The sequence below is a fragment of the Eremococcus coleocola ACS-139-V-Col8 genome (assembly GCF_000183205.1).
In the GTDB taxonomy this organism is placed as follows: domain Bacteria; phylum Bacillota; class Bacilli; order Lactobacillales; family Aerococcaceae; genus Eremococcus; species Eremococcus coleocola.
The window spans coordinates 142,579-168,643 of sequence record NZ_AENN01000006.1 but is presented as its reverse complement, the minus strand read 5'-3'; the positions used below and the strand labels follow the sequence as shown (position 1 = coordinate 168,643).

Here is a 26,065-nt window from a genome sequence, read left to right as displayed (position 1 = left end):
TAAGACGAACATATGTTCAGTATGTTATAATGTATTTCATAGAGTGAAGTAAGCCAAAAAGGAGTAATTACATGGTAAAAGACGTAATCAAAGTCAAAGGGGCTCGGACCCATAATCTAAAAAATATTGATATTGAAATACCCCGGAATAAATTAGTTGTCATGACAGGATTATCTGGCTCTGGTAAGTCGTCGCTTGCCTTTGATACTTTATATGCTGAGGGTCAACGACGTTATGTCGAAAGTTTATCAGCCTATGCCCGTCAATTTCTAGGGCAAATGGATAAACCGGATGTCGATTCAATTGAAGGCCTAAGTCCAGCTATTTCGATTGACCAAAAAACAACTAGCCATAACCCCCGTTCAACCGTAGGTACTGCAACGGAGGTCAATGATTACTTACGGCTTTTATTCGCCCGAGTGGGGACCCCCTATTGTCCTAACCACCATATTCCGATTGAGCGTCAGTCACCCGAACAGATTGTTGACCGTGTTCAAGCTTTACCAGAACGGACGCGCATCCAAGTGTTAGCACCCCTGATCCGTAATCAGAAGGGGCAACATGTTAAAGTCTTAGAAAAAACCGCTAAGGATGGCTATGTTCGTGTCCGGGTTGATGGTGAAATTTATGATATTACAGAAGTGCCTGATTTAGAAAAAAACAAAAAACATAATATCGAAGCCGTGGTGGACCGGATTGTCATTAAAGAAGGAATTCGGTCACGTTTGTTTGATTCAATTGAGCAAGCCCTTAGTCTTTCGGAAGGCTATGTGATTATTAATATTTTAGAAGGCGAAGACCTTTATTTTAATGAACATTACGCCTGTCCTTATTGTGACTTTTCCTTAGACCAATTAGAGCCGCGGCTCTTTTCATTTAACGCCCCTTTTGGGTCTTGTCCTTATTGTGACGGTTTAGGGTCGCGTTTAACTGTCGATGAAGACTTGGTTATTCCTGACCCCACTTTGACTTTAGCAGAGGGGGCTTTAGCTCCATGGAAAGCTAATGATACCTATTATTATTATTCTATGTTGAAAGCTTTCACTGAGAGTGAAGGTATTCCGATGGATGTGCCTTTCAAGGACTTGACTTCAAAACAACAAGAATTGATTAAATATGGCAAACTGAATGCTAACTATAAGTTTACCTATAAATCGATGATGGGTAACACCAAGACAACTAAAATGTTAACCTTTGAAGGAATTTTAAATAACATTGACCGTCGCTACCGCGAAACTTCGTCTGATTTCGTCCGCGAACAAATGGCGGAATATATGTATGAATTGACTTGTCCTCATTGCCACGGTCAACGGTTAAATGAGCAGGCTCTGTCTGTTAAGGTAAAAGACTTAAACATTGCAGAAGTCACTGAAAAATCCATCGGAGACTGTCTGGATTTCTTCCAAAACTTAAGCTTTGACGATAGTCGCGCTCAAATTAGTCAACCAATTATTAAGGAAATTCGCGACCGCTTGACCTTCCTAAATAATGTTGGCTTAGAATATCTGACCCTTTCTCGGGTGGCAGGCTCCTTATCTGGGGGTGAAGCCCAACGGATCCGTTTAGCAACGCAGATCGGTTCTAACTTATCTGGGGTCATGTATATTCTTGATGAACCTTCCATTGGCCTCCACCAAAGAGATAACGCCCGTTTGATTGAATCTTTAAAACAAATGCGAGATTTAGACAATACTTTAATTGTCGTTGAACATGATGATGAAACCATGCTAGAAGCTGACTATATTATTGATATTGGTCCGGGGGCAGGGGAACATGGAGGTCAGGTCATTGCAGCAGGCACACCTAAGCAAGTCATGGCTAATTCTAAGTCCATAACGGGTCGTTATTTATCTGGTAAGGAGAAAATTGAAATCCCAGACCACCGCCGCCAAGAAGATTTAGGTTGGGTCAAGGTTAAAGGGGCCCAAGAAAATAATTTACAAAATGTGGATGTGGCCTTTCCGATTGGTCGTTTTACCTGTGTGACTGGGGTCTCAGGCTCAGGTAAATCAAGTTTGGTAAATCGGATTTTGAAAATTGCTCTAGCGAAGCGTTTGACTTCTACCAAAGAGAAACCAGGTAAATTTAAAGAAATTACCGGCTGGGAAGGCTTGGATAAGGTGATTGATATAGACCAGTCCCCAATTGGTCGGACGCCACGGTCCAACCCAGCGACCTATACTTCGGTCTTTGATGATATTCGGGACCTGTTTGCACAAACCAACCAAGCCAAAATTCATGGTTATAATAAGGGGCGTTTTTCATTTAATACCAAGGGTGGTCGGTGTGAGGCCTGTAAAGGTGCCGGGATTAAGCAAATAGAAATGCACTTCCTACCCGATGTCTATGTGCCTTGTGAAGTATGTCATGGCACCCGCTATAATTCAGAAACGCTTGAAGTAACCTATAAAGGTAAGAATATTGCCCAAGTCTTAGATATGACCATTGAAGAAGCCTTAGACTTCTTTGAAAATATCCCTAAGATCAAACGTAAACTCCAAACCATGGTGGATGTCGGCTTAGGTTATGTCCGTCTAGGCCAATCTGCCACAACCTTATCCGGTGGGGAAGCCCAACGGATGAAATTAGCGGCTGAGTTACAACGGGTATCAACCGGCGATACTTTCTATGTTTTAGATGAGCCAACCACAGGACTCCATCCAGCAGATATTAAACGCTTATTGGCAGTCTTAGACCGTCTGGTTGAAGCTGGAAATACGGTCGTTGTGATTGAACATAATTTAGATGTGATTAAGACAGCTGACTATATTATTGATATGGGGCCGGAAGGCGGTGTCGGCGGGGGGCAAGTGATTGCAATTGGCACCCCAGAAGAGGTGGCTGAGGTGGCTGACTCTTATACTGGCCAATATTTGAAAAAAATTCTAAAATAATCTTAAAAAATAAATATAGGTCTTGGGGCCTATGTTTATTTTTTTGCTTCTTGGCATAATAGTGAATGTAGACAAGGATATTTATAGCTAGGAGGAATCAGGATGAATGAAAAAGAACGTATTATTGAATTAGTTAAAAATAAAGTCATCAGTATGGAAGAAGCCTTAGACTTATTAGAAGCAGCAAAAAGAGATGATCTAGCAGAAGATTTAAATGATCAAGCGATTGAAAAAGATCAACATGACCATAGAACAACGGATAACCGCCAAGAAACTGACGCTAAAATCGCTGAATTAAAAGCAGCCTTAAGTAAAAATCAAGAGAGCTTGACCATTGCTCAACAACGTCTAAGAGAAGTGGAAGTTTTAGTGGAATTAGAAGGCGAAAGTTCAGAATTATCACAACAATCTGAACAACTCACCGCTGAGATTAATGATTTGAAAGAAAAAGAAGCAACTATTGAACAGGAATTAAACCAATTATCTGGTAGTCATAAGTCATATCAAGACATCCGGACGACCCTGAATGATAATGCAAAAAAGTATAGTCAGACAGCCCGTGATTTTGCCAATGAATCTAAGAAATTAGGCCAAAGTCTACGAGACCAAGTGAATGATTTCGTTAAGGGCTTTTCAAGCAAGGATGTGAATCTTTCTTTCAAAATCCCATGGGTACGGACCCAAAAATTAAATCATACTTTTGATTTTTCAGAAACTAACTTTGAAGATATCGATGTACGCTTATTCAATGGGTCAATGATCGTGAAAACCAGTGAGGATGACCAAGCCCACCTTAGCGCTGAATTAAGACTCCATGGTAACTTTGAAGAAGCCAGTGTCGATGATTTTATGAGATATGCTAAACTGGAAGTGAATGAAAACACCTTAGTCTTAGATATCCAATCCCCTTATGTATCGATGGATGGCATTTTATCTGTACCAGCTAAAGCATATAAAGCAGGACGTTTTGAATTAACCAATGGTGATTTAGTGGTTAAGGGCATAGAAGTTAAAAGCTTGGATTTAATTAATCGCAATGGCGATATTAGAGTGGCTGACTGTCATGCTGATAAGTTAGACCTTGATAATTTAAATGGCGATATTAATGTTGAAAGTTCAGACATTGATATGATCATGATTTCCTGTTTAAATGGGGATATCCGTCTAGAGGATAATCTAAAAGACGTAACGGTTGATGGTAATAATTCGGATATTTATGTAACTAAGCGGAATCAAGAAGTTGGCAAGTTACGGATTAATACGTTAAGTGGCGATATTAAAGTGGCCATTCCTAAAGCCTTGGGTCTTAAAGGTAAGGCTAAAAGTAACCAAGGTAAGGTCCAAAGTCGCCTTGATCAAGTCACCACGATGCAGGCGACCAAATCCTTTACTTTTGACCGAGGAAGTGAAAACGGACAAGTTGAGCTTGCTTTAGAAACTATGATTGGTAATATTTTCTTAAAAGATACTGAATTTTAATTAGAAAGAGTGAATAACTATGATTAAATTATATAAATCATCAACTGACCGTAAACTTTTTGGAGTATGTGGGGGGTTAGGTGAAGCTTTTAATATTGACCCAACCATTCTCCGGATTATCTTCTTTATCGGTGCCTTTGGTTCGGGTTCGGTCCTATTCTGGGTCTATATTGCCTTAGCTGTTTGTCTGCCAAATGATTACGAAGTTAAGGGGCGTGGTCATAAGAAGGGAAATGCTGGCTGGTCTTGGCCAGAATCTAAAGACAACAACCATAACCGCCGTGATGTGACCCCTGATTCTGAGGATGACTGGAGTAACTTCTAGGTCGAAATTGTAGGAGAAAATAATTGGGATTGGGCAAAAAAGCTCAATCCCTTTTTTAGTTACTTAGCAACCCTTGTCTGACAATCTCAGGAATGCCAGGGGAGAATTGGGGAATAAACTTGTTATTTTACTTAAAAATTTCTATACTTTAATAGAACGAGCAAAAAGGAGGAAATTTATGTCTAACACAGTGAGTGTCAAAGAATTAACCTCTACTCTGGCAGTAGATATTGTATATGGTCAAGAATTTGAAAACATAATAATTAAATCCAGTGAAGTTTCCCGTCCTGGCTTAATTTTAACCGGCTATATTGATAATTACCCCCATGAACGGGTGCAGTTAATTGGTCGGACGGAAATGGGCTTTTTGAATAGTAAAACTAGTGAAGAACGACAAGAAATTTTTAAAAATCTGTGTACCGTGGACACCCCTGCCATTATTATTGCCCGTGGGATGGAAGTGCCCCAAGAGTTAATTCCGATTGCTGATAAATATCAAATTCCAATTTTATCAGCCCGGTCTAAAACATCTCGCGTGTTGGCTAATGTAACCAATTTCTTAGAAACCTATCTAGCAGAACGGGTCTCCAAGCATGGGGTCTTTTTAGAGGTTTATGGGATGGGGGTTCTCCTAGTGGGCGCTTCTGGGGTGGGTAAGTCAGAAACCGCCTTGGAATTAGTTCAAAGAGGGCACCGCTTAGTGGCGGATGACCGGGTCGAACTTTATCAGATTGATGAGCTAACCTTGATGGGAGAAGCGCCTGAAATCTTACAAAATTTACTAGAAATCCGAGGGCTTGGGATTATCAATGTGATGACCCTTTTCGGGGTACGGTCAGTTAGTCGTAAACGTCGGCTGGATTTAATCATTGACCTAAGAATTGATGATGGTACCATTGAATATGACCGCTTAGGTTATGACCATGAATATGAAAAAATCTTTGAGGTGAATGTACCGAAAATTAAAATTCCAGTTAAACTTGGTCGTAACTTGGCCGTTATTATTGAATCAGCCGCGATGAACTTCCGGGCATCTGAACTTGGTTTTGATGCCAAAGAAGAATTTACCCGTCGCTTAGATGCATTGATTCTTTCTAATCGTGAGGTGGAGCATGATTAGTTCCTTACTGTTAGCCTTTGACCCAATTGCATTTGAGCTGGGCCCCATGCAAATTCGCTGGTATGCCTTAATTATCGTCCTAGGTATTATTTTAGGAGAATGGGTCTTTCGTCGAGAAGCTATAGCTAAAGGAATTGATCCAGACCGCGTGTTTGATCTTTTCTTCTATGCGGTCATCTTTGGCTTTATTGGCGCCCGTTTATACTATGTCATCTTTAAATTGGATTATTATTTAGCCAACCCGGATCAAATTATTCAAATTTGGCATGGGGGGATTGCTATATACGGCGGTGTGCTTGGCGCGGTAGTTACTCTCTATTACTTGTGCCGGCGGTATGGAATTAATTTTATTACGGTATTGGATACGGCGGCACCAGGCTTAATTTTGGCCCAAGCGATTGGTCGTTGGGGAAACTTTATGAACCAAGAGGCCCATGGTGGCCCAGTTTCTTTAGAATTTCTCCAAAAACTGCATTTGCCTCAATTTATTATTGACCAAATGCTAATTAATGGTACTTACTATCACCCAACCTTTCTATATGAATCTCTGTGGAACCTATTCGGCTTGCTTATTATTTTAGTTATTCGTCACCGACCAAGATTTTTACTAGAGGGAGAAGTTCTCGCTTTTTATTTACTATGGTATGGTGCGGGACGTTTCACGATTGAAGGAATGCGGACCGATAGTCTCTATTTAGGTTCCTTACGGGTTTCTCAATGGCTGTCACTCGTCTTAGTCATAGTCAGTCTTATTTTTATCCTTTACCGACGTCGGTCGCATCAAATTAATTATTATCAAACTCAGCTATAAGGAGGATTATTATGCAAACAGCTGTCTTAGGAATGGGTTCCTGGGGGACTGCCCTGGCCAGAGTTTTGGCTAATAATGGCCATCAAGTTAATTTGTGGGGGCGGGACCAGGCCCTAGTCGATTATTTTAACCAGACCCAAGTGAACGCTAAATATTTAAATAATTGTCCTTTGCCCCAAACAGTTACAGCCATGACAGACATGAAGCAAGCAGTGGCCGATAGCCAAATGATTCTGATTGTCGTACCTACTAAGGCGATTCGGTCGGTCTGTGACCAATTAAATCAAGTCTTAGGTCAAGGAGACGCCACTCAACCTTTGATTGTCCATGCAACTAAAGGGATTGAAGTGGGGACCCATCTGAGGGTGAGTCAAATGATTAAAGCCAGTTTATCAGTTGATACTTACCGTGGCTTAGCTGTCTTATCGGGACCGAGTCATGCCGAAGAAGTCGGGCAAGATATGTTAACCATGGTTACCATAGCCGCTCAAAATCTAGAAACTGCCCAAGAGGTCCAAGCTTTTTTTATGAATCCATATTTTAGGGTCTATACCAATACCGATATGTTAGGGGTAGAATTGGGGGGCGCCCTTAAAAATATTATTGCGATTACCTCTGGTATGATTGATGGCTTAGGTTACGGTGATAACTCAAGAGCAGCCCTCTTAACCCGTGGTTTGGCTGAAATCACCCGTCTAGGGGTAGCTTTAGGTGCAGATCCTTTAACCTTTATGGGTCTATCCGGCTTGGGTGATTTGATTGTAACTGCGACCAGTCAACACTCAAGAAATTATCGCGCCGGTCGCTTATTAGGACAAGGCTACTCAATCGAAGAAACCAGAGCTAAAATTAATATGGCAATTGAAGGGCTAAATACCTGTCAGGCTGCCTTTGAACTGGCTAAGGACTTAGAAATTGAAATGCCGATTACCCAAGCTTTATATAAATTACTATATGAAGGCGAGGACGTTCAAAAACTGGTTTATAGTTTAATGACACGGGAAGGTAAATCTGAAGCTAAGATTGAAGATCATCTCGGTGATGAGTAAGCATAATTTTTGTCTAAAAGGGTGTATCCTGTTACACTTAGCGACAGATTATCAAAAGTCATAGTTTAAGGAGTTTGTAGAATGACAGAGACAGAAAACACAATAATGGAAGCAGATGTAATCGTAATCGGTGCAGGTCCTGGGGGAATGACTGCAGCTCTTTATGCCTCACGCGCTAATTTAAAAACCATTTTAATTGAAAAGGGTGCGCCAGGCGGTGAGTTAATTAACACGGCAGATGTGGAGAATTATCCGGGTTATACCAAGATTGCAGGACCTGACTTAGCCCAAAACTTTTATGATTCAGCCATGGCCTTTGGTGCCCAACATGAATACGGCGATGTCAATAAAATTGAAATTGATGGTTTGATACGTCGAGTCTTTGTAGGTGATAAGGTCTACCAAGCCCCTGTTTTGATTTTAGCCATGGGAGCCCACCACCGAGAATTACAAGTGCCAGGTGAAAAAGACCTCAATGGTCGTGGTGTTTCTTATTGTGCGGTCTGTGATGGTTTCTTCTTTAGAGATAAGGATATTGTGGTTGTCGGCGGTGGCGATTCTGCCGTGGAAGAAGGCACTTATTTAACTCAATTTGCTAAGTCGGTGTCAATTATCCACCGCCGTGACCAATTACGCGCCCAAAAAATATTACAAGACCGGGCCTTTGCCAATGACAAGATTCATTTCATTTGGGATAGTGTCGTTGAAGAAATCCAAGGCGACCCTATGGTCCAAGCGGTTCAAGTTAAGAATGTCAAAACCGGTGAAGAAAAAACCATGCCTACGGATGGGGTCTTTGTCTATGTAGGCTTAGTACCTAACGCAGCGATTGCAGAAGGGTTAGGCATTTCTGATCCTGAGGGTTGGATTGTAACCAATGACCTTATGGAAACCAAGATTCCTGGTGTATTTGCTGTGGGCGATGTTCGTCAAAAACACTTACGTCAAGTTGCTACAGCAGTCGGTGATGGCGCTTTGGCTGGTCAAGGTGCTTATAATTACCTCCAAGCCTTAAATGATTAAGCTTTAAATAGTTAAATAGTAATTAATAAATCCTCGAACCACCATAGTTAAATAGGTGGACGAGGATTTTTGTCTAATTTAAGTCATTTCATCAAGTAGAAGAGCGGTTGGATAGATGGTGGGGCAAATTAAGGGAAAATACTGTAAGCCTCTTCTTTCCATGGTATAATAAAGAATGAAAATTTATGAAAAGGTGGAAAGTTATGACTTGGGAAAAAAACTATCAAGAATGGAAAAATTTTGAAACTTTAGATAAAGCGTTAAATCAAGAATTAAGTAAACTTTCTGAAACTCAACTTCAGGATGCCTTTGGTTCGGACCTATCTTTTGGAACGGCTGGCATGCGGGGTGTTTTAGGGCCAGGTACCAACCGGATGAATATTTATACCGTGAGACAAGCAACCGAAGGCTTAGCCCAATTGATTTTGGATAAGGGCCAGGATGCTGTTCAAGCGGGAGTAGCCATAGCCTATGATTCTCGGCACATGTCTTATGAATTTGCCTTTGAAGCAGCTAGAGTCCTTGGTTTCCATGGCATTAAAGCCTATGTCTATGAGAGTTTACGACCTACCCCCGTCTTATCTTTTGCCGTACGTCACTTAAAAGCCTTCGCGGGCATTATGATTACGGCCAGCCATAATCCAGCTGAATATAATGGCTATAAGGTCTATGGCTCTGATGGCGGCCAAATGGTTCCAGAAGATGCGGATGTTTTAACCAAATATATTCGTCAAATTGCTAGCCCCCTTACTGTGAAGGTGGCTGACCAATCTCGGTTAGTCGACCAAGGCTTACTAGAAATTCTTGGGGATGACCTAGATCAAGCTTATCTTGAAGCTATTCAGAGTGTCACAATTAATCCTAATCTAATCAAAAATCATGCGGACATGGTCAATATTGTCTACACTCCGCTACATGGAACGGGGTTATATCTAGGGATGAAAGCCCTAAAACAAGCTGGTTTTAAGCAAATTCATGTGGTAGAGGAGCAAGCCCAAGGTAATGGGGATTTTCCAACTGTAAAATCTCCCAATCCTGAAGAAGTATCCGCTTTTGACTTAGCCCAAAAACTTGGCCAAGATGTAGGGGCGGATATTCTTTTAGCTACCGACCCAGATGCTGACCGCTTGGGGGCCATGATTCCTTTAGACGACGGTGAATTTCAAATTTTAACAGGGAATCAAATTGCAGTTTTGATGGCTGATTATATCCTAAAGGCCTTGCAAGAAAAAGCTAGTTTGGCTCCAAATGGTCGGCTTGTTAAATCAATCGTATCGACCGATTTAGTTGATGCTATTGCGGCTGACTATGGGATTGAAACTAAGTCAGTCCTAACGGGTTTTAAATACATTGCTGAACAAATTAAGCAGTATGAAACGAGCGGTGACCATGAATTTATTATGGGCTTTGAAGAATCCTATGGTTACTTGATTAAGCCTTTTGTGAGGGATAAGGATGCCATTCAAGCCCTCTTATTACTGGCAGAAATGGTGGTTTATCATAAAAAAGCAGGCCGGACTTTACCGCAAGTTTTAGAAAATATTTATCAAAAATATGGCTATTTCCAAGAAGTTACCGTATCGAAGGTTTTTGAAGGCCAAGCAGGTAAAGACCAAATGGCAGAGATTATGAGCCATATCCGGCAAACTCCTGTCAATACGATTGCCGGAATTGAAGTTACAGATAAATATGATTATTTAAATCAAATCCATGTCGATGGTCAAGGCCAAGAAAGCAGCTTGACCGAACCAAAATCGGATGCCTTAAAATATTGTTTGGCCGATGGGTCTTGGTTAGCTTTTAGACCAAGTGGGACTGAGCCTAAAATTAAGCTCTATTATGGAATTAAAGCGGGTGACCGTCAAAGTCTAGCTCAAAAAGCAAAGGAAATTAGTCAAGCGATTGATCACTTGGTTGCCGTATAAGTTGCTCTCAGATGATTGGAGGAGGACAAAGATGACCGATAGTTTAGAATTAGTGATTATTACGGGTATGTCTGGAGCGGGTAAAACCGTGGCGGTACAGAGTTTTGAAGATTTAGGCTATTACTGTATTGATAATATGCCCCCGACTTTATTGCCCACTTTTTGGCAATTAATGAAAGAATCTGGTAAAATAACCAAGATTGCCTTGGTTATTGATCTAAGAAGTCGGGAGTTTTTCCAAGAATTAGAAAATATTATCTCAAACATGGCCAATACTCAGTTTGTAACAACCCGGATTTTATTTTTGGAGGCCGATGATGAAGCACTCGTGTCTCGCTATAAAGAAACACGTCGGTCTCATCCTTTAGCATTAAACGGCCGGACCTTAGATGGAATTACCAAAGAACGGAAAGTTTTAGCTGATATTCGGAGTCGGGCTCAAATGATTATTAACACCTCAGATTTGACGCCAAGACAATTACGAGCTAAGCTTACGGAAGCTTTTAAAACAGAGGAATATACTCCTTTTCATATTGAAATTCTCTCATTTGGTTTTAAATACGGAGCTCCCATTGATGCGGATATTGTGATAGATGTACGTTTCCTACCAAATCCCTATTATATCGATGAACTTCGTCCCCTTACTGGTAAGGACCAAGTGGTCTATGATTATGTTATGAAGCAACCTGAAAGTCAAGAATTTTACCGGAAATTCATGGATTTAATTGAATTCTGTTTACCAGGCTATAAAAAAGAAGGAAAGCCAAGTGTCACGATAGCAATCGGGTGTACAGGGGGGCAACATCGTTCTGTTGCCTTAGCTGAGCGGATTGGTAATCAGTTAAAAAATGACCGTTATACGGTTAATATCTCGCACCGAGATTATTTAAAAAAATAAAGGAAAGTGATGACAATGAGTGAGAATGCACCGCGCTATAAAGTCGCTGTCATTGGTGGCGGTACAGGCTTACCAGTAATTTTGCGGGGCTTAAAGGCTTTAGATGCCTCTATTACAGCGGTTGTCACCGTCGCTGATGACGGTGGTTCTTCTGGGATTATTCGTGATTATATTAATGTGGTCCCTCCAGGCGATATTCGTAACTGTATGACGGCTCTGGCTGATATGGATGAAACTTTTTTGGAGATGTTCCAGTATCGTTTTGATACCGAAGACGCCTTCTTAGCAGGTCATGCCATTGGTAATTTAATTATTGCTGCCTTAAAAGAAATGAAAGGGTCTTTATCGGGGTCCATTGAACTCTTGTCCAAGTGGATGAATATTCGCGGCCAGGTTTTACCTGCAGCAGAGGAACCCTTGGTCTTGAATGCCTTATTTGAGGATGGTTCAATTGCAGTCGGAGAATCCTCAATTGCTAAACACCGGAAGAAGATTCAGCATGTCGATTTAACTACTATGGATGGGGAACCTGCTCGCCTAGCTTCTCCTAAGGTAGTGGAGGCTATCATGGATGCGGATATGGTTGTGCTCGGCCCAGGCAGTCTTTATACTAGTATCCTGCCTAACTTAATGATCGATGAAATTGGTCAAGCAGTGAATGAAACCCAAGCTCAGGTTGTTTATATCTGTAATATTATGACCCAACTTGGTGAAACTGAGAATTTTTCAGATGCTAACCATGTGGAGGTTTTGCATGAGCACTTAAAGAAGAATTTTATTGATACAGTCTTAGTGAATATTTCTCAAGTGCCCCAAGACTATATCGAAAATCAACCCAATGAAGAGTATTTACTCCAAGTACGGCATGACTTCAATGGTTTACGCCAACAAGGCTGCCGGGTTATTTCGAGTGAATTTCTAAGTATGAAAGATGGAGGAGCCTACCACGATACCGAAAAAGTTGTGGAGGAACTCCGTCACATTTTAGAGACGAGTAAATTTTATATGCGAGAAGTCAATAAAAGTAAGGCATAGTTATTCGAAAGGAAGTTAGCCATGACCTTTGCAGCCGATGTAAAAAAAGAATGTACCCTCTTGGAAGTACACCATGAACATGCTAAGGCAGAACTAGCCGCCTTGATTAAAATGAATGGAGCCCTGTCCATTTACCAACGTCAATTTGTCTTAAATATTCAAAGTGAGAATGCGGCGATTGCACGACGTATTTATCTCTTACTTAAAAATCACTTCCAAACGGAAGCAGAACTCTTGGTGCGGCGGAAGATGAAATTGAAAAAGAATAATGTTTATATTGTTCGTTGCCGTCATCATGTGATTGATATCCTGGATGAATTACAAATCTATAAGGATGGTCAAATTATTACTGAGGTTGATCCAATCATTATGGCTGACCAACAAAAAGCTCGGTCATATTTGAGAGGGGCTTTCTTAGCAGGTGGGTCCGTCAATAACCCAGAATCGAGTAACTATCATCTAGAGATTTATTCAAATTATGAAGGCCATAATCAGAATATTTGCCAAATGATGAACCTGTTTGATTTGAATGCTCGCACAGTGGTCCGCCGCAACGGCTACATTTCTTATATTAAAGAAGCAGAGAAAATTGCTGATTTCTTGTCAGTGATTGGTGCTTCTTCAGCCATGTTTGAATTTGAAGATATCCGGATTGTTCGCGATATGCGGAATTCTGTTAATCGTTTAATGAATATGGAGAATGCTAATATTAATAAGACGGTCGATGCAGCCCAAAAGCAAGTTGAAGCCATTCGTCTCATCGAAGAGACCATTGGTTTATCCTCCTTACCTGAGAAATTAGAAGAAATTGCTCGTTTCCGTCTAGCTAATCCAGAAATGAGTTTGAAAGAAATTGGGGAACAAGTTCCTGGGGGACCAATTTCTAAATCTGGGGTCAACCATCGTTTTCGCAAACTAACAAAAATTGCTGCCAATCTGTAAAAGGATTGGCCTTTTTTTGGGGTATTTATTATTAGTCCAAAAATAAGGAGGAAAGCAATGAATCAAGTAATGTTTGTGGGACGAATTGTTAGGCCTATTGAATTGAAGAACCTTTCGGATAATTCCCGGGTGTGTAACAATGTCTTGGCGGTGCGGCGGCGGAATAAAAGTAAATCGGGGGATGCGGATTTTATCCCTTTTGTCGCCTGGAACCAGACAGCCGATTTAATTAAACGGTATTGCCAAAAGGGTCAACAAGTGGCTTTAAGCGGAAAAATGCGGAGTCGGTCTTATGATGATAAGGATGGCAAAACCCGGTATACCATAGAATGTATTGTGGATGAAGTGACCCTGGTTTCGACTCGGTCAAAAGCGGACCAAGACCAGGAAATTTTGGAGGAGATTTTGGAGACCATTCAATAGAAAAATCAAAAATACTTAAGCTGCTACTCAGAAAATAAAAAGGTGACTCGCTTTTTAATGGTCATTCATCAGGTTAATAAACCATAAATACTCAAAGTGCGGGCAAGAACAGAGAAAATCTAAGATTTTCTACTTCTTGCCCGCGCTCTTTTTTACTTATCTAGTCTTAATGTAGTATAATACCAATCAGAACAGGAGGGATACCATGAATATCTTAATGATTGAAGACAATGAATCTGTCAGCGAAATGATGGAGATGTTCTTTGAAAATGAAAATTATACTGCAACCTTTAAAAATGACGGCTTAGAAGGCTTTGAAGCCTATAAAGCTGAGCCTAAGCACTGGGATATTGTGATTCTTGATTTAAACCTTCCTTCCATGGATGGCATGCAAATTTGTCGACAAATCCGTAAAATATCAGCAGAAACCCCAATAATTATGTTGACCGCACGGGACTCTGAATCAGACCAAGTCATCGGTTTAGAGATGGGGGCTGATGACTATGTGACTAAACCTTTTAGTCCCATGACCTTACTAGCCCGGATGAAAGCTCTCCACCGTCGGGCTCAAATAGTGCCTTCTGACCAACATGAAGCAGATGCTGAATTTGATGTAACCACAGACCATCTTAAGATTAATACTGCAACACGGGAAGCACGTTATAATGACCAAGTGATTGAAAACCTAACTCCAAAAGAATTTGATTTGTTGGTGACCTTTGCTAAGAGCCCTAAACGGGTCTTCTCCCGGGATGACCTTTTGACTTCATTATGGGAAGATCCATTCTATGGAGATGAACGGACGGTCGATGCCCATATAAAGAAATTACGGCAAAAAATTGAAGTTGTAGGCCCGCAATTAATCCAAACCGTATGGGGTGTGGGCTATAAATACCAAGAACCTGGTGACCAGGAATGAAATTCCTCTGGCAACAAGTCTTAGGAATTGTTATCCTGATTTTCTTAACCCTATCTTTAATAACGGTTCGGATGGAATCTTATATTACGTCTAAAATCGAGGAAGAACGTCAAGACCAACTGATGGACTATGGTCGGAATATTGTTGAGAATAATTTTTCTCGGGAAGATTTATACCGGGCATCGCAATTGTTAGCCAGTGAAAATATTCTAATCCAAGTTTATCTACCTGATGGTCGGACCATCTATCCGTCTTATGATCAACGAAATAATGCCAGTTTATCGCAAGAAGACTTGAATCAGTTGAATTCAAATGAAGTTTTGGGTTTTAGAACCATTCAACGGATTCAAAATGATGGCAAAATTGACCAATACCTAACTGTATATTTACCCCACCATGATGTGGGCCAGTTTCCGGATGGCTTTATTTCACTGGGAGCACCCTTGGATGATTTACAGGACCAATTAGCCCAAGTCCGTCAGAATATTTATTGGACCTCGCTTGCGGCCTTAGTGATTGGGATTGCCATTACGATTTTCTATGCTTATTTTCAAACGAAGAAAATCCATCAATTACAGGCAGTGACCCAAGAGATTACCAAAGGAAATTATCAAGTCCAAGTCGACACCTCGGCTAAAGATGAGTTTGGGGACCTAGCCCGTGACTTTAAACACATGGCGCAAGCTTTGCAAGAATCCAAGGAAGAAATTAAAGCTCAAGAAGATTTACGCCGTCAGTTTATGATGGATGTGGCCCATGAAATGCGGACCCCTTTGACCACCATGGGTGGGATGACCGAAGGGCTCATGAATAATATGATTCCAGAAAAACACCGGCAACGAAGTTTGGAATTGATTCATCGAGAAACCCAACGGTTAACTCGACTAGTGAATGAGAATTTAGATTATGAGAAAATTCGCTCGGGTCAATATCATTTAAATTATGTGACCATCCAAGGCCAAAGCTTTTTTGAAGATATTAAGGCTCAAATGGCGGTCAAGGCGGCAGCTAAAAATGACCAAATTCAGCTAAATATTGAAGAAGGGCTTGTCTTATGGGGTGACCATGACCGGTTACAACAAATTATCATTAACTTGGTGACCAATGCCATTCAGTTTTCTGAAAATTCAGCAATTGAGCTCTCAGCCCATTCGCAAACTGATTATGTGGAGATTAAGGTACGTGACCATGGCATTGGGATGGATGCTCAGGAATTGAAGAAAATCTGGGAACGCTTCTATAAAGTAGATGTTTCGCGGAAAAATACGACATTTGGTGAGTCGGGGATTGGTTTGTCCTTAGTTAAAGGGTTAATTGATGCCCATCATGCTAGTATCGAGGTTCAATCACAACCAAATGAAGGTAGCCAATTTATTATTCATCTGCCACATAAGCCGAGCCAAGTGGTGGCGGTAGACCCAAAGGACGGTGACCAATGACAACCTTAATATATTTAGCCCACAGGGATGCGACTAGGTCCCAAAGTCAGAGCTTTCTAAAAGAGTGTGCGCAAGACTTGTCTGGCATTGAATGGATCGATTTGCAGTCCCAGTTAGATTTTCTGGGCAGCTTTGACAAGGTCCAAGAGCGGCAACGTTTATTAAGGGCAGACCGGATTATCTTTCAGTTCCCCTTAATTTGGTATCAAGCACCAGCTATTTTAAAAGTATGGTTAGATCAAGTTTTTGATACCGATGCTGACCTGGAAGCTTTTAGTCAGGGACTTAAAGGCAAGGCTTTAGGATTATGTGTGACAGTCGGAGCAGCAGCCTACCATTACCAAATTGGGGGGCGTGAAGGCCATAGTCTGTCCGACATATTGAGTCCATATCATGTCTTAGCCCGCCATTTTAAATTAGACTTTCTGCCGCCATTTGTCATTCATCAATTCGCTTTAAAGACTGACCAGGAAAAAGCTTTGTTGGCCGTAGCCTACCAACATTATTTGAGTCGCGGTCAGGTCGGCCAGGTTTCATACAGTCGTTTTTTACTAAAGAAATTACAAGCAAGGTCCTTTCCATTTCAAAGTAATCCGACCCAGGCACTTATTTTTGAGACCTTCTTGGGCCAACTTGAAGATCAAATAGATGAGGTAGATGAAATGGTCGACTTAGCGAATAACTGGGAGGAAGACTAATGGAAGACTTACAGTGGTTACAAGACCAGATTAAAGCCTGGCAAGACCAGTGTCCTGCCTATTTAGACCGTGCTTACCTGGAGGCAGCCTTGGAATTAGCTCAAAAACAAGCTGGTTTACTTGAACGGCGGCAGGGGCAATTAGATGGCACTGCCTGGAACCCAAGTAATTGGTAGACATTGCTTCTTGAAGTTCGCTACAATAATAGAAAAATTATCAAAGGAGAATGAGTATGAAAAAAATTGAATCAGATAAGGCACCTCAAGCTGTTGGACCTTATTCACAAGCCATTGATGCGGGAGACTTTGTCTATTTATCGGGGCAATTAGGCATTGACCGCCAAACAGGTCGAATGGCTGAAGGCATTGAAGGGCAAACCCAACAAGCGTTTATCAATATTAGCTATGTCCTAGAAGAGGCTGGCTTAACTTTAGATAATGTGGTGAAAGTTTTAGTCTTACTAAATGATATTAAGGATTTTGCCAAAGTGAATGAAATTTATGCTCAAAAATTTTCTGAACCTTTCCCAGCTCGATCTGCTTTTGCGGTAGCAGCCCTACCTTTGGGTGGCCTAGTTGAAATTGAAGTCATCGCTAAGAAATAGTTTTTATAGTATAGATTTATATATAAAAAGGAGACTGGTTTTTCCAGTCTCCTTTTGCCTATTAAAAATATTAATAATTAATCTTCAAATGTAACTAAGTAATAATTTTTCTTACCGCGACGTACAATGAGGTATTTACCACCAATAGCCAGGTCACTTGAAATTGGATAATCCACATCAGTGATTTTTTGCCCATTTAAGGAAATGGCGCCATTTGAGACAAATTCACGGGCTTGGCGGCGAGAATCAACCAGTCCAATGTCAGTTAACCAAATAGCCAGGGTGTTATCGGTTTGCGGCGCTGTAAATTGAGGCATGTTTTTGAAGCCATCGCGGATTTGTTTTTCATTTAATTGAGCCACATCTCCGGTAAAGAGGGCCTTGGTAATTAATTGAGCTTCATCTAAGGCAGCCTGACCATGGACAAAACGAGTGATTTCTTCAGCCAGACGTTGTTGGGCTACCCGTAAATGGGGTCTTTCTTCAATTTCCTTAGCCAAGGCGTCAATTTCTTCTTTAGATAAGAAAGTAAAGTATTTCAAGAATTTAACCACATCAGTATCTTGTTGGTTTAGCCAGAATTGATAAAACTCATAAGGTGTCGTTTTTTCAGGGTCTAGCCAGATAGCATTCCCAGCTGACTTACCAAATTTTGTCCCATCTGATTTCAACATTAGGGGAATGGTTAAGCCATATGCTTCAGCTTCAGGCCCTTCCATCCGACGAATAAAGTCTAATCCAGAAGTAATATTACCCCATTGGTCGCCACCACCAATTTGTAATTGAACTTGGTGTTCTTTATATAGATGGTGGAAATCGATTGATTGTAAAATTTGATAAGAGAATTCAGTGAAGGAAATTCCTACATCTAGACGACTGGCCACAATATCCTTAGCGAGCATGGTATTGATATTGAAGTGTTTGCCGTAGTCGCGTAAGAAGTCTAAGAGGGAGATTTTACCTAGCCAATCATGGTTATTGACAATTTCAAAGTCCCCGCCTTGTCCCTTATTGAACAGGTGAATCATTTGGGCTTTGAGTTTATCCGCATTATTTTCGACCACTTCCATCGTTTGTAGCGTCCGTTCACTGGTTCGTCCTGAAGGATCACCGATCGAACCAGTCGCGCCACCAATAACTACAATGGGATGGTGACCGGCTAATTGGAATCGTTTTAGAATCATGAAAGGAATTAGATGGCCGATATGCATAGAGTCTCCGGTTGGATCAACCCCACAATAGAGGTAGATTTCCTTTTCACTTACTAGTTTTTTAAGACCATCTGCATCGGTTTGTTGGTTGATGGCCCCGCGCCATTCTAATTCATCAATAATTGTCACCTAGGTCACATCCTTTTCTTTGTTTAATAGTTTTATTATAGGGATTAACTGTGACAGAATCAATCCAACATGCGGGCGGTCTTCAAAAAAATGACAAAAAAATTCATAAAAATTACAAGAATGTTACAAAGACTATACGAATTGACGAAATAAGTCACAAAAGGGTGATTCTGTGATACGATGCTATCAGTGAAATAATTGAAGTAGATTATCACTTAGATTTTCTTAGAAAATACTTAATTAAATTATAAATTATAAACTAAAAGAACGAGGAGCAAATAAACTATGAAAAAGTCTTCAAATAAGAATTTATTCAAAACTTTATTCACATCAGCAGCCGCTTTAACTGCTGTAGCATCCCCTATCGTTGCTTCAGCACAAGACTACGATACCATGATTAACGATACGCAAGCGCAAATTGATAACTTATCTGCTGAACAATCTTCAGTTTATACAGAATTACAAAATGCCTACGCACAGATTGAAGCTTTAAAAGCGCAAGCAGATGAATTGTTAAATGATATCGATGCTGATGATGCTAAGCTTGAAGACTTAAATCAAGAAATTAAAACGCTTGAAGAAGTAATTGAAAAACGTCAAGCACTTTTAGCTAAACAAGCACGTAAGGTTCAAGTCTCTGCTGGAACAAGTAACTATTTAAATTATGTTGCTTCTTCTAAATCAGTTTCTGATTTAGTTGGACGTGTTGACGTGGTTAACCGTTTAGTTGAAGCCAATAAAGATATGATTTCTGCACAAAAAGAAGATAAAGAAGCCGTTGAAAGTAAAAAATCTGAAACACAAGCAACCAAAGCTGAAAAAGTTGCTAAGATGGATGAACTTGAAGGCTTAAAAGCAGATTTAGCTACCCAAACAGCTAACAAAGAGGCAGCTTATAATCAATTAACCAATGATCTTAATTTAGCTGCTGACCAAAAACAAGCCCTTATCAATGAAAAAGCGGCTTATGAAGAACAATTAAGAATTGAGGCAGCTAACCAAGCAGCTTTAGAAGCATCTGTAGCTGCAGCTGCACAAGCTGACTCACAAGCTGAGTTAGATGCTCAGTACCAAGCAGCATTAGCACAAGCAGAAGCACAAGATGCTGCCATTCAAGAAGCCCAAGCTCAAGCGGAACAAGCCCAAGCAGAACAAGCCGCCGCTGAACAAGCAGCTCAGGAAGCAGAAGCTGCTGCTGCTGAAGCTCAAGCCCAAGCCGATGCCGCTGCTGGACAGCCGGCTGCTCCTGCTGAAGTAGCTCCAGTAGAAGAAGTTCCTGCTGAAGAAGTAGCTCCAGCTGAAACTGACCAAACTGTAACTGAAGAACAAGTTCAAGCCGATGCCGCTGCACAAGAAGCTGCTGCTGCCGAAGCCCAAGCTGCTGTCGAAGCTCAAGCCCAAGCCGATGCCGCTGCACAACAAGCCGCAGCTGACCAAGCTGCCGCTGAAGCCCAAGCTAAACGTGAAGCTGCCAATGCTGCTGCCGAAGCTGCCCAAGCTGCTTCAGCCAATGTGAATACTTTAATTGCTAATGCTGAAAAATATATCGGCACACCTTATGTATGGGGCGGTAAATCACCATCTGGTTTTGACTGCTCAGGTTTCGTACAATATGTCTTCAAAGAAACTTACGGTATTGATATTGGTGGTTGGACAGGAGCTCAACAAAACTCAGGTACTCAAATTCCCGTATCTGAAGCCCAAGCAGGCGACTTATACTTCTGGTCTGATGGTGGTTCAACTTATCACGTTGCCTTAGCAACTGGTAATGGTAACTACTTACATGCAGTAGATTTTGGAACTCCATTGAAATATAGTCAAGTAAACTCTTACTTTGCACCTAGCTTTGCTTTACGGGTTAATAAATAATTTAACTAAATAAATTAGAAGGGGATGGACGAAAGGTCCATCCCTTTTTTAATGCCACTTGCTCACGCAATCTTTGATTTTGTGCATAACAACGCCTCAATGCACAACATTATAAGTTCCTGTTCGTTGCCGAGTTTCAATGCACAAAATTAGAATTCCTTGTGTATTGCCAAGTTTCAATGCACGCCATATTGCGGGTCTGTGTATTACCGCGCACTAATGAAAAATACAAACTAATTCAGTAGGCACTTAACTTTTTTCAAAAAAATCATCATCTATTCTTAACCATAGTTTTGCTGACTCACTAAGCCGTGCCTAAAACCAAAATCCATAGAGAATCCTAGCCTTTTAGCTTATCTGGCTAAAAGACTGTTTTATAAGCTTTATTTGGTATATAATTGAAGGTATCAACACAAGGAAAGGGGCACTCATTCGTGACTCACACTGAAAAGACATTTTATATTACGACACCGATTTATTATCCATCTGGGCGGTTACATATTGGTAATTCCTATTCGACCCTGGTTTCGGATGCCATGGCACGTTACAAACGTTTAATGGGTTATGATGTGTATTTCTTAACCGGTACAGATGAGCATGGGCAAAAAATTGAACAAAAAGCTGCTGACTTAGGTATTGAACCTCAAGCCTATGTAGACGGAATGGCAGCAGATATTAAAGCTCTTTGGGAAAAACTAAAAATTTCTAATGACGGCTTTGTTAGAACCAGTGATGATTATCATCAAAAAGCAGTTCAAGATATTTTTGAACGTTTATTAGCCCAAGGAGATATTTACTTAGGGGAGTACGAAGGTTGGTATTCTGTTTCTGATGAGGAATACTTTACTGAAACGCAGTTAAGTGAAGTATTCAAAGATGAAAATGGCAAGGTGATCGGTGGGATTGCCCCAACTGGTAATAAGGTTGAATTAGTCAAGGAAGAATCTTACTTCTTTAAACTCAGCAATTATACGGATCGTTTATTGGAATACTACGACCAACATCCTGATTTTATTACACCAGCTTTCCGTAAAACAGAAATGGTCAATAACTTTATTAAACCAGGTCTAGAAGATTTGGCTGTTTCTCGGACTTCTTTTACTTGGGGGATTCCAGTTAAGTCTAATCCTAAACATGTGGTCTATGTTTGGATTGATGCTTTGTCCAATTATATTACCAAGTTAGGTTATGGCAATGATCATCAAGATATTATGGATAAGTTCTGGCCAGCTGATGTACAAGTGATTGGTAAGGATATTTCCCGTTTCCATATGATTTATTGGCCAATCTTATTAATGGCGCTCGATTTACCACTGCCTAAAAAAATCTATGCCCATGGTTGGATTGTCATGAAAGATGGCAAGATGTCTAAGTCTAGAGGAAATGTGATCTATCCTGAAACTTTAATTGACCGTTATGGTCTTGATGTAACTCGCTTCTATCTTTTAAGAGAGATGAGTCAGGGTAATGATACTGTCTTTACACCGGAAGACTTCGTTAACCGGGCAAACTTTGAATTGGCCAATGATTTAGGTAACTTATTAAATCGGACCGTGGCTATGATGAATAAATATTTTGATGGCCAAGTACCGCAAGCAAAAGTAAGCACTGATTTTGACCAAGATTTTGAAGCCTATTTAGCTGATGAAATGACTGCTTATTTTGAAAGTATGGAAAGCATGACTTTTGATCAGGCTCTCGACCATGTCATGCATATGGTTTCACGTACCAATAAATATATTGATGAAACGACGCCTTGGGTCTTAGCCAAGGATCCAGATCTTAAGGACCAACTCGGCGCGGTTATGTATCACTTGGCTGAAGCTTTACGCTTGGTTGCCAACTTGTTACGTCCATTTATGTTAGAAAGCCCAGAAAAGATTTTCCAACAGTTAGGTATTGAATCTGAAACCAACCGGCAATTGGATGATTTGGCTTGGGGACAATTCCCTGAAAGCGCCCAAGTGGTTAAGAAAGGGGAACCTATCTTCCCGCGTTTAGATGTCGAAGCAGAAATTGCTTACATTCAAACCGCGATGAATGGGGGAAGTAATATTGTGAATGACCAGGCTTATTCAGTTGATGATGAAAACTGGCAGCCAGAAGCTACTCAGTTATTAGGAGAAGACCAAAAAGAAATTCAATACGATGACTTTATAGCGGTCAATCTCAAAGTAGCTGAAGTATTAGATGTAGCGCCTGTTAAAGGTTCTAATAAATTGTTACGTTTCCGCTTAGATGCGGGCGAAAATGGTCACCGGCAAATCCTATCCGGTATGGCCAAATATTATCCTGACTATCAAGCCTTAATTGGTAAGAAATTAGTCATTGTTGCCAACCTAGCTCCGCGTAAAATGATGGGTTTCATTAGTCAAGGAATGATTCTTACTGCAGAATCTGGCAAAAATGTTAAGTTTGTTTTTGCACCGGATGATGCTGACAATGGTTCAAGTGTTGAATAGAATTCTATCGCTTAAAAAAAGAGGTTAGGCCTAGGGTCTCAGCCTCTTCTTTTATAAAGGAGAAGATTATGACAAAATTAGCCCTTTTTGATACCCATACCCACCTCAATGCTGATCAATTTGAGGGCATTGAAGACCAAGTGGTTCAACGGGCCCGTGATAATGGCGTGGCCTATATGGCAGTGGTCGGTTTTGATGAGAAAACCATCCACAAGAGTCTCCAATATGCTCAAGATTATGACTCAATCATCTCAGTGATTGGCTGGCATCCTACCGAAGCCCACCGCTATAATGCTGCTATTGAAAAACAATTGGAGCAAGACTTAGAAAAGCCCCAGGTCAAAATGTTAGGTGAAATTGGTTTAGATTATTATTGGCCCGATTCAACTAAGGCTGAACAAGAAAAAGTCTTGCGTCGTTTAATCGCCATGGCCAAGGAACATAATTTACCAATTACGATTCATAACCGGGATGCAACGGATGATATTTATAAGATTCTTAAAAGTGAAGGTTTACCTGAAGCTGGGGGGATTATGCATTCCTTCGGTGAAGATTCAGAAGCTGCCAAAAAGTTTCTCGACTTAGGTATGCACTTGTCTTTTTCCGGAGTGGTTACCTTTAAAAAAACAGTAGAAGTCCGCGAAGCCGCAAAATTAGTTCCCTTGGATAAATTATTAATTGAAACTGATGCCCCTTATTTGGCTCCCGTACCTAAACGGGGCAAACAAAACGAACCTGCCTATGTTCGCTATGTTGCTGAAATGCTGGCGCAAGTCCGTGATTTATCTCTTGAGGAAATAGGACACATTACGACTGAAAATGCCTTTAAACTCTTTGAGTGGTACCCTGAAAAATAGGAGGAGCTTATGATATATACACCTCCTCAGGAAGTTATTGTGGTGGAAGGGCGTGACGATACCAAGCGTTTGATTGAGGTCTTTGGTTCTCAAGTGAAAACCATCGAGACCAATGGATCTGCTTTAAGTCGCCCAGTTCAAAAACAGATTAGCCATGCTGCCCAGGAATTTGGCATTATTATCTTTACAGATCCTGACTATCAAGGCGACCGGATCCGCCGCTTAATCACTCAGGCAGTTCCGACAGCTAAGCAAGCTTATTTAACGCCCCAAGAAGCTAGAGGAAACCGCAAACATGATAGTCTAGGCATAGAACATGCTAAGCCCCAAGCCATTGTAGCTGCCTTAGAAGCGGTGATGACCCCGCAAAAATCGGAGACAGCCCCAGTGATCCCGACATCGGTTCTAGTTTCTCTTGGATTGATTGGCCATCCCCAAGCCAAGCAGAACCGACAAAGGGTGGCCCAACATTTTCACTTGGGTCATCTTAATGGCAAGCAATTACAGAAACAACTGGCCCGTTACCAGATTAGCCAAGCAACCCTTGAAGAATTTTTAGAAGAAGGAGGGGATTAAATGTCAGAATTTAGACCGATTGCTACCCCAACCCGGACCGCGCAAATCATGAAATATTATGATATTGCCATGAAGAAGAGTTTAGGACAGAACTTTCTGATTGAGCCAAATATTCTAGACAAGATGGTAGCTGCGGCTGACATCGATTCAGATACGACCGTAATTGAAATTGGACCTGGAATAGGGGCCTTAACAGAATTCTTAGCCCTGTCTGCTAAACAAGTGTTAGCCTTTGAAATTGATGCCCGCTTTGTTTCAATTTTAGAGAATACATTGGCGGCTTATGATAATGTAAAAGTCATCCATCAGGATATTTTGAAGGTGGATTTTCAGGCCCCAGAATATGCAAGTTTAAAAGATCTTGACCGTTTAGTAGTGGTTGCTAATCTGCCTTACTACATCACCACCCCAATTATTATGCATTTAATTGATAGTCACTTGCCTTTCGACCGTCTAGTCATGATGATGCAAAAAGAAGTGGCAGAACGGATGACGGCCCAGGTAGGCACCAAAGCCTATAATTCTTTAACAATAGCGATTCAGTTACAAATGCAAGCACGGCTAGACTTTATTGTGCCCAAGAATGTTTTTATCCCTAAGCCAAATGTTGATTCTGCTGTCTTAGTATTGGAGCGGTTAGCCACCCCTCGTTTAGATTTAGCCGATTTAAGTGATTTTCAAAATTTTGTCCAAGCTGCCTTTGTCTACCGGCGGAAGACCTTGTGGAATAATTATAAGAATGCAATGTCCACTAATCTTGCCGATTTGTCTGCTGACCAATGGGAAGCGATTTTTGACCAGGCAGAGCTTGACCGTCAACGTCGGGGCGAATCCCTGAGTCTAGAAGAATTTGGGCAACTTTACCAAGCTTATTTAGCAGTAAAGGGATAGGGTAAAATTGTAACTAAATGAATAGTCTGAACGATTTACCAAGTTAAACTTAAAAATTTGGCTTTCTACTTGTTATGGCGGATTAGATATGTTATGATTGTTTTTTATCATTATTTATGGTATACTACTAGCAGTGAGGTGAAGCCAATGCCACGCGAGATAGCGGAAATTAAAGGTTTACTAGACCAACGAATTGGTGAAGAAATTAAAATCACTGTTCAAATGGGCCGGAAGAAGAAAAAGAAACGTAAAGGTGTCTTACAAGAAACTTATCGTTCTGTGTTTATTGTTAATTTGGACCAAGATGAAAATAATTTTGAACGCGTTTCATATACTTACCGCGATGTATTAACCAATACAGTGGAAGTAGAATTTAATTAGTAAAGAAACTGGACTTTTGTCCAGTTCTTTTTTACTCAAATTTTCACAAAAAAATAAGACAAGAGCCAGGAAATTTTTCCTGGCTCTTACTTCTTATCAATTAGT

The 26,065-nt window shown here is 40.8% G+C and carries 24 protein-coding genes; 23 read left to right on the top strand and 1 reads right to left on the bottom strand.

The annotated features are described in order from the left end of the window. Nucleotides 1–71 precede the first annotated feature (71 nt). From uvrA to HMPREF9257_RS02330, 17 genes are all read left to right on the top strand, one after another. Nucleotides 72–2,894, top strand: coding sequence for an excinuclease ABC subunit UvrA (uvrA, locus tag HMPREF9257_RS02405; RefSeq protein ID WP_006417743.1), 2,823 nt, complete (start codon nucleotides 72–74; stop codon nucleotides 2,892–2,894). Between the two features lie 102 nt (nucleotides 2,895–2,996). Continuing rightward, the gene (locus tag HMPREF9257_RS02400; protein ID WP_006417791.1) at nucleotides 2,997–4,373 is read left to right on the top strand and encodes a DUF4097 family beta strand repeat-containing protein; all 1,377 of its coding nucleotides are present in this window, start codon (nucleotides 2,997–2,999) and stop codon (nucleotides 4,371–4,373) included. A 19-nt stretch (nucleotides 4,374–4,392) separates the two neighbouring features. Beyond that, on the top strand, nucleotides 4,393–4,698 hold the full coding sequence (locus HMPREF9257_RS09505) for a PspC domain-containing protein (RefSeq protein WP_006417814.1): 306 nt from the start codon (nucleotides 4,393–4,395) through the stop codon (nucleotides 4,696–4,698). Between the two features lie 178 nt (nucleotides 4,699–4,876). Then, a complete protein-coding gene (gene hprK, locus HMPREF9257_RS02390) occupies nucleotides 4,877–5,818 on the top strand; it encodes an HPr(Ser) kinase/phosphatase (RefSeq protein WP_006417867.1) in 942 nt (313 codons plus the stop codon). Next, a complete protein-coding gene (gene lgt / locus HMPREF9257_RS02385) occupies nucleotides 5,811–6,629 on the top strand; it encodes a prolipoprotein diacylglyceryl transferase (RefSeq protein ID WP_006417808.1) in 819 nt (272 codons plus the stop codon). The genes hprK and lgt overlap by 8 nt, the downstream gene beginning before the upstream one ends. 5 nt (nucleotides 6,630–6,634) lie before the next feature. Further along, nucleotides 6,635–7,678, top strand: a complete 1,044-nt coding sequence (locus HMPREF9257_RS02380; protein ID WP_100069370.1) for an NAD(P)H-dependent glycerol-3-phosphate dehydrogenase — start codon at nucleotides 6,635–6,637, stop codon at nucleotides 7,676–7,678. An 81-nt stretch (nucleotides 7,679–7,759) separates the two neighbouring features. Beyond that, nucleotides 7,760–8,701 carry a thioredoxin-disulfide reductase gene (trxB, locus tag HMPREF9257_RS02375; RefSeq protein WP_006417741.1) on the top strand — a complete coding sequence of 314 codons (942 nt, stop codon included), beginning with the start codon at nucleotides 7,760–7,762 and terminating at the stop codon, nucleotides 8,699–8,701. Between the two features lie 203 nt (nucleotides 8,702–8,904). After that, nucleotides 8,905–10,626 carry a phospho-sugar mutase gene (locus HMPREF9257_RS02370; protein ID WP_006417877.1) on the top strand — a complete coding sequence of 574 codons (1,722 nt, stop codon included), beginning with the start codon at nucleotides 8,905–8,907 and terminating at the stop codon, nucleotides 10,624–10,626. A gap of 31 nt (nucleotides 10,627–10,657) precedes the next feature. Next, complete coding sequence (gene rapZ, locus HMPREF9257_RS02365) at nucleotides 10,658–11,524, top strand: RNase adapter RapZ (protein WP_006417724.1); 867 nt, start codon at nucleotides 10,658–10,660, stop codon at nucleotides 11,522–11,524. A gap of 15 nt (nucleotides 11,525–11,539) precedes the next feature. Then, nucleotides 11,540–12,559, top strand: a complete 1,020-nt coding sequence (locus HMPREF9257_RS02360) for a gluconeogenesis factor YvcK family protein (protein WP_006417871.1) — start codon at nucleotides 11,540–11,542, stop codon at nucleotides 12,557–12,559. A gap of 21 nt (nucleotides 12,560–12,580) precedes the next feature. After that, the gene (gene whiA, locus HMPREF9257_RS02355; RefSeq protein WP_006417912.1) at nucleotides 12,581–13,501 is read left to right on the top strand and encodes a DNA-binding protein WhiA; all 921 of its coding nucleotides are present in this window, start codon (nucleotides 12,581–12,583) and stop codon (nucleotides 13,499–13,501) included. 57 nt (nucleotides 13,502–13,558) lie between these two features. Further along, nucleotides 13,559–13,924, top strand: a complete 366-nt coding sequence (locus tag HMPREF9257_RS02350) for a single-stranded DNA-binding protein (RefSeq protein ID WP_006417894.1) — start codon at nucleotides 13,559–13,561, stop codon at nucleotides 13,922–13,924. Nucleotides 13,925–14,129: 205 nt separating this feature from the next. Continuing rightward, nucleotides 14,130–14,843, top strand: coding sequence for a response regulator transcription factor (locus tag HMPREF9257_RS02345; RefSeq protein ID WP_006417937.1), 714 nt, complete (start codon nucleotides 14,130–14,132; stop codon nucleotides 14,841–14,843). Then, complete coding sequence (locus HMPREF9257_RS02340) at nucleotides 14,840–16,282, top strand: sensor histidine kinase (RefSeq protein WP_006417763.1); 1,443 nt, start codon at nucleotides 14,840–14,842, stop codon at nucleotides 16,280–16,282. Before HMPREF9257_RS02345 ends, HMPREF9257_RS02340 begins: the two co-directional genes overlap by 4 nt. After that, a complete protein-coding gene (locus tag HMPREF9257_RS02335) occupies nucleotides 16,279–16,980 on the top strand; it encodes an NAD(P)H-dependent oxidoreductase (RefSeq protein WP_006417782.1) in 702 nt (233 codons plus the stop codon). Before HMPREF9257_RS02340 ends, HMPREF9257_RS02335 begins: the two co-directional genes overlap by 4 nt. After that, on the top strand, nucleotides 16,980–17,156 hold the full coding sequence (locus HMPREF9257_RS09225) for a hypothetical protein (RefSeq protein ID WP_006417862.1): 177 nt from the start codon (nucleotides 16,980–16,982) through the stop codon (nucleotides 17,154–17,156). Before HMPREF9257_RS02335 ends, HMPREF9257_RS09225 begins: the two co-directional genes overlap by 1 nt. A 56-nt stretch (nucleotides 17,157–17,212) precedes the next feature. Next, a complete protein-coding gene (locus HMPREF9257_RS02330; RefSeq protein WP_006417820.1) occupies nucleotides 17,213–17,584 on the top strand; it encodes a RidA family protein in 372 nt (123 codons plus the stop codon). A gap of 77 nt (nucleotides 17,585–17,661) precedes the next feature. Here HMPREF9257_RS02330 and tyrS read toward each other — a convergent pair whose 3' ends face one another. After that, complete coding sequence (gene tyrS, locus HMPREF9257_RS02325; RefSeq protein WP_006417747.1) at nucleotides 17,662–18,924, bottom strand: tyrosine--tRNA ligase; 1,263 nt, start codon at nucleotides 18,922–18,924, stop codon at nucleotides 17,662–17,664. A 285-nt stretch (nucleotides 18,925–19,209) separates the two neighbouring features. Here tyrS and HMPREF9257_RS02320 point away from each other — a divergent pair, with 285 nt between their 5' ends. The 6 genes from HMPREF9257_RS02320 to HMPREF9257_RS02295 all read left to right on the top strand — a co-directional run bounded on the left by HMPREF9257_RS02320 (nucleotide 19,210) and on the right by HMPREF9257_RS02295 (nucleotide 25,960). Continuing rightward, nucleotides 19,210–20,793 (top strand): C40 family peptidase, encoded by a 1,584-nt coding sequence (locus HMPREF9257_RS02320; RefSeq protein WP_006417899.1) that lies wholly within the window; start codon nucleotides 19,210–19,212, stop codon nucleotides 20,791–20,793. Nucleotides 20,794–21,227: 434 nt separating this feature from the next. Further along, complete coding sequence (gene metG, locus HMPREF9257_RS02315) at nucleotides 21,228–23,255, top strand: methionine--tRNA ligase (protein ID WP_006417795.1); 2,028 nt, start codon at nucleotides 21,228–21,230, stop codon at nucleotides 23,253–23,255. Between the two features lie 68 nt (nucleotides 23,256–23,323). Further along, complete coding sequence (locus HMPREF9257_RS02310; protein ID WP_006417836.1) at nucleotides 23,324–24,112, top strand: TatD family hydrolase; 789 nt, start codon at nucleotides 23,324–23,326, stop codon at nucleotides 24,110–24,112. A 9-nt stretch (nucleotides 24,113–24,121) separates the two neighbouring features. Beyond that, a complete protein-coding gene (gene rnmV / locus HMPREF9257_RS02305; RefSeq protein WP_006417766.1) occupies nucleotides 24,122–24,688 on the top strand; it encodes a ribonuclease M5 in 567 nt (188 codons plus the stop codon). Then, nucleotides 24,689–25,579: a 16S rRNA (adenine(1518)-N(6)/adenine(1519)-N(6))-dimethyltransferase RsmA gene (gene rsmA, locus HMPREF9257_RS02300; RefSeq protein ID WP_006417929.1), complete on the top strand. Its 891-nt coding sequence runs from the start codon at nucleotides 24,689–24,691 to the stop codon at nucleotides 25,577–25,579. Between the two features lie 147 nt (nucleotides 25,580–25,726). After that, nucleotides 25,727–25,960, top strand: coding sequence for a Veg family protein (locus HMPREF9257_RS02295; RefSeq protein WP_006417855.1), 234 nt, complete (start codon nucleotides 25,727–25,729; stop codon nucleotides 25,958–25,960). Nucleotides 25,961–26,065 lie beyond the last annotated feature (105 nt).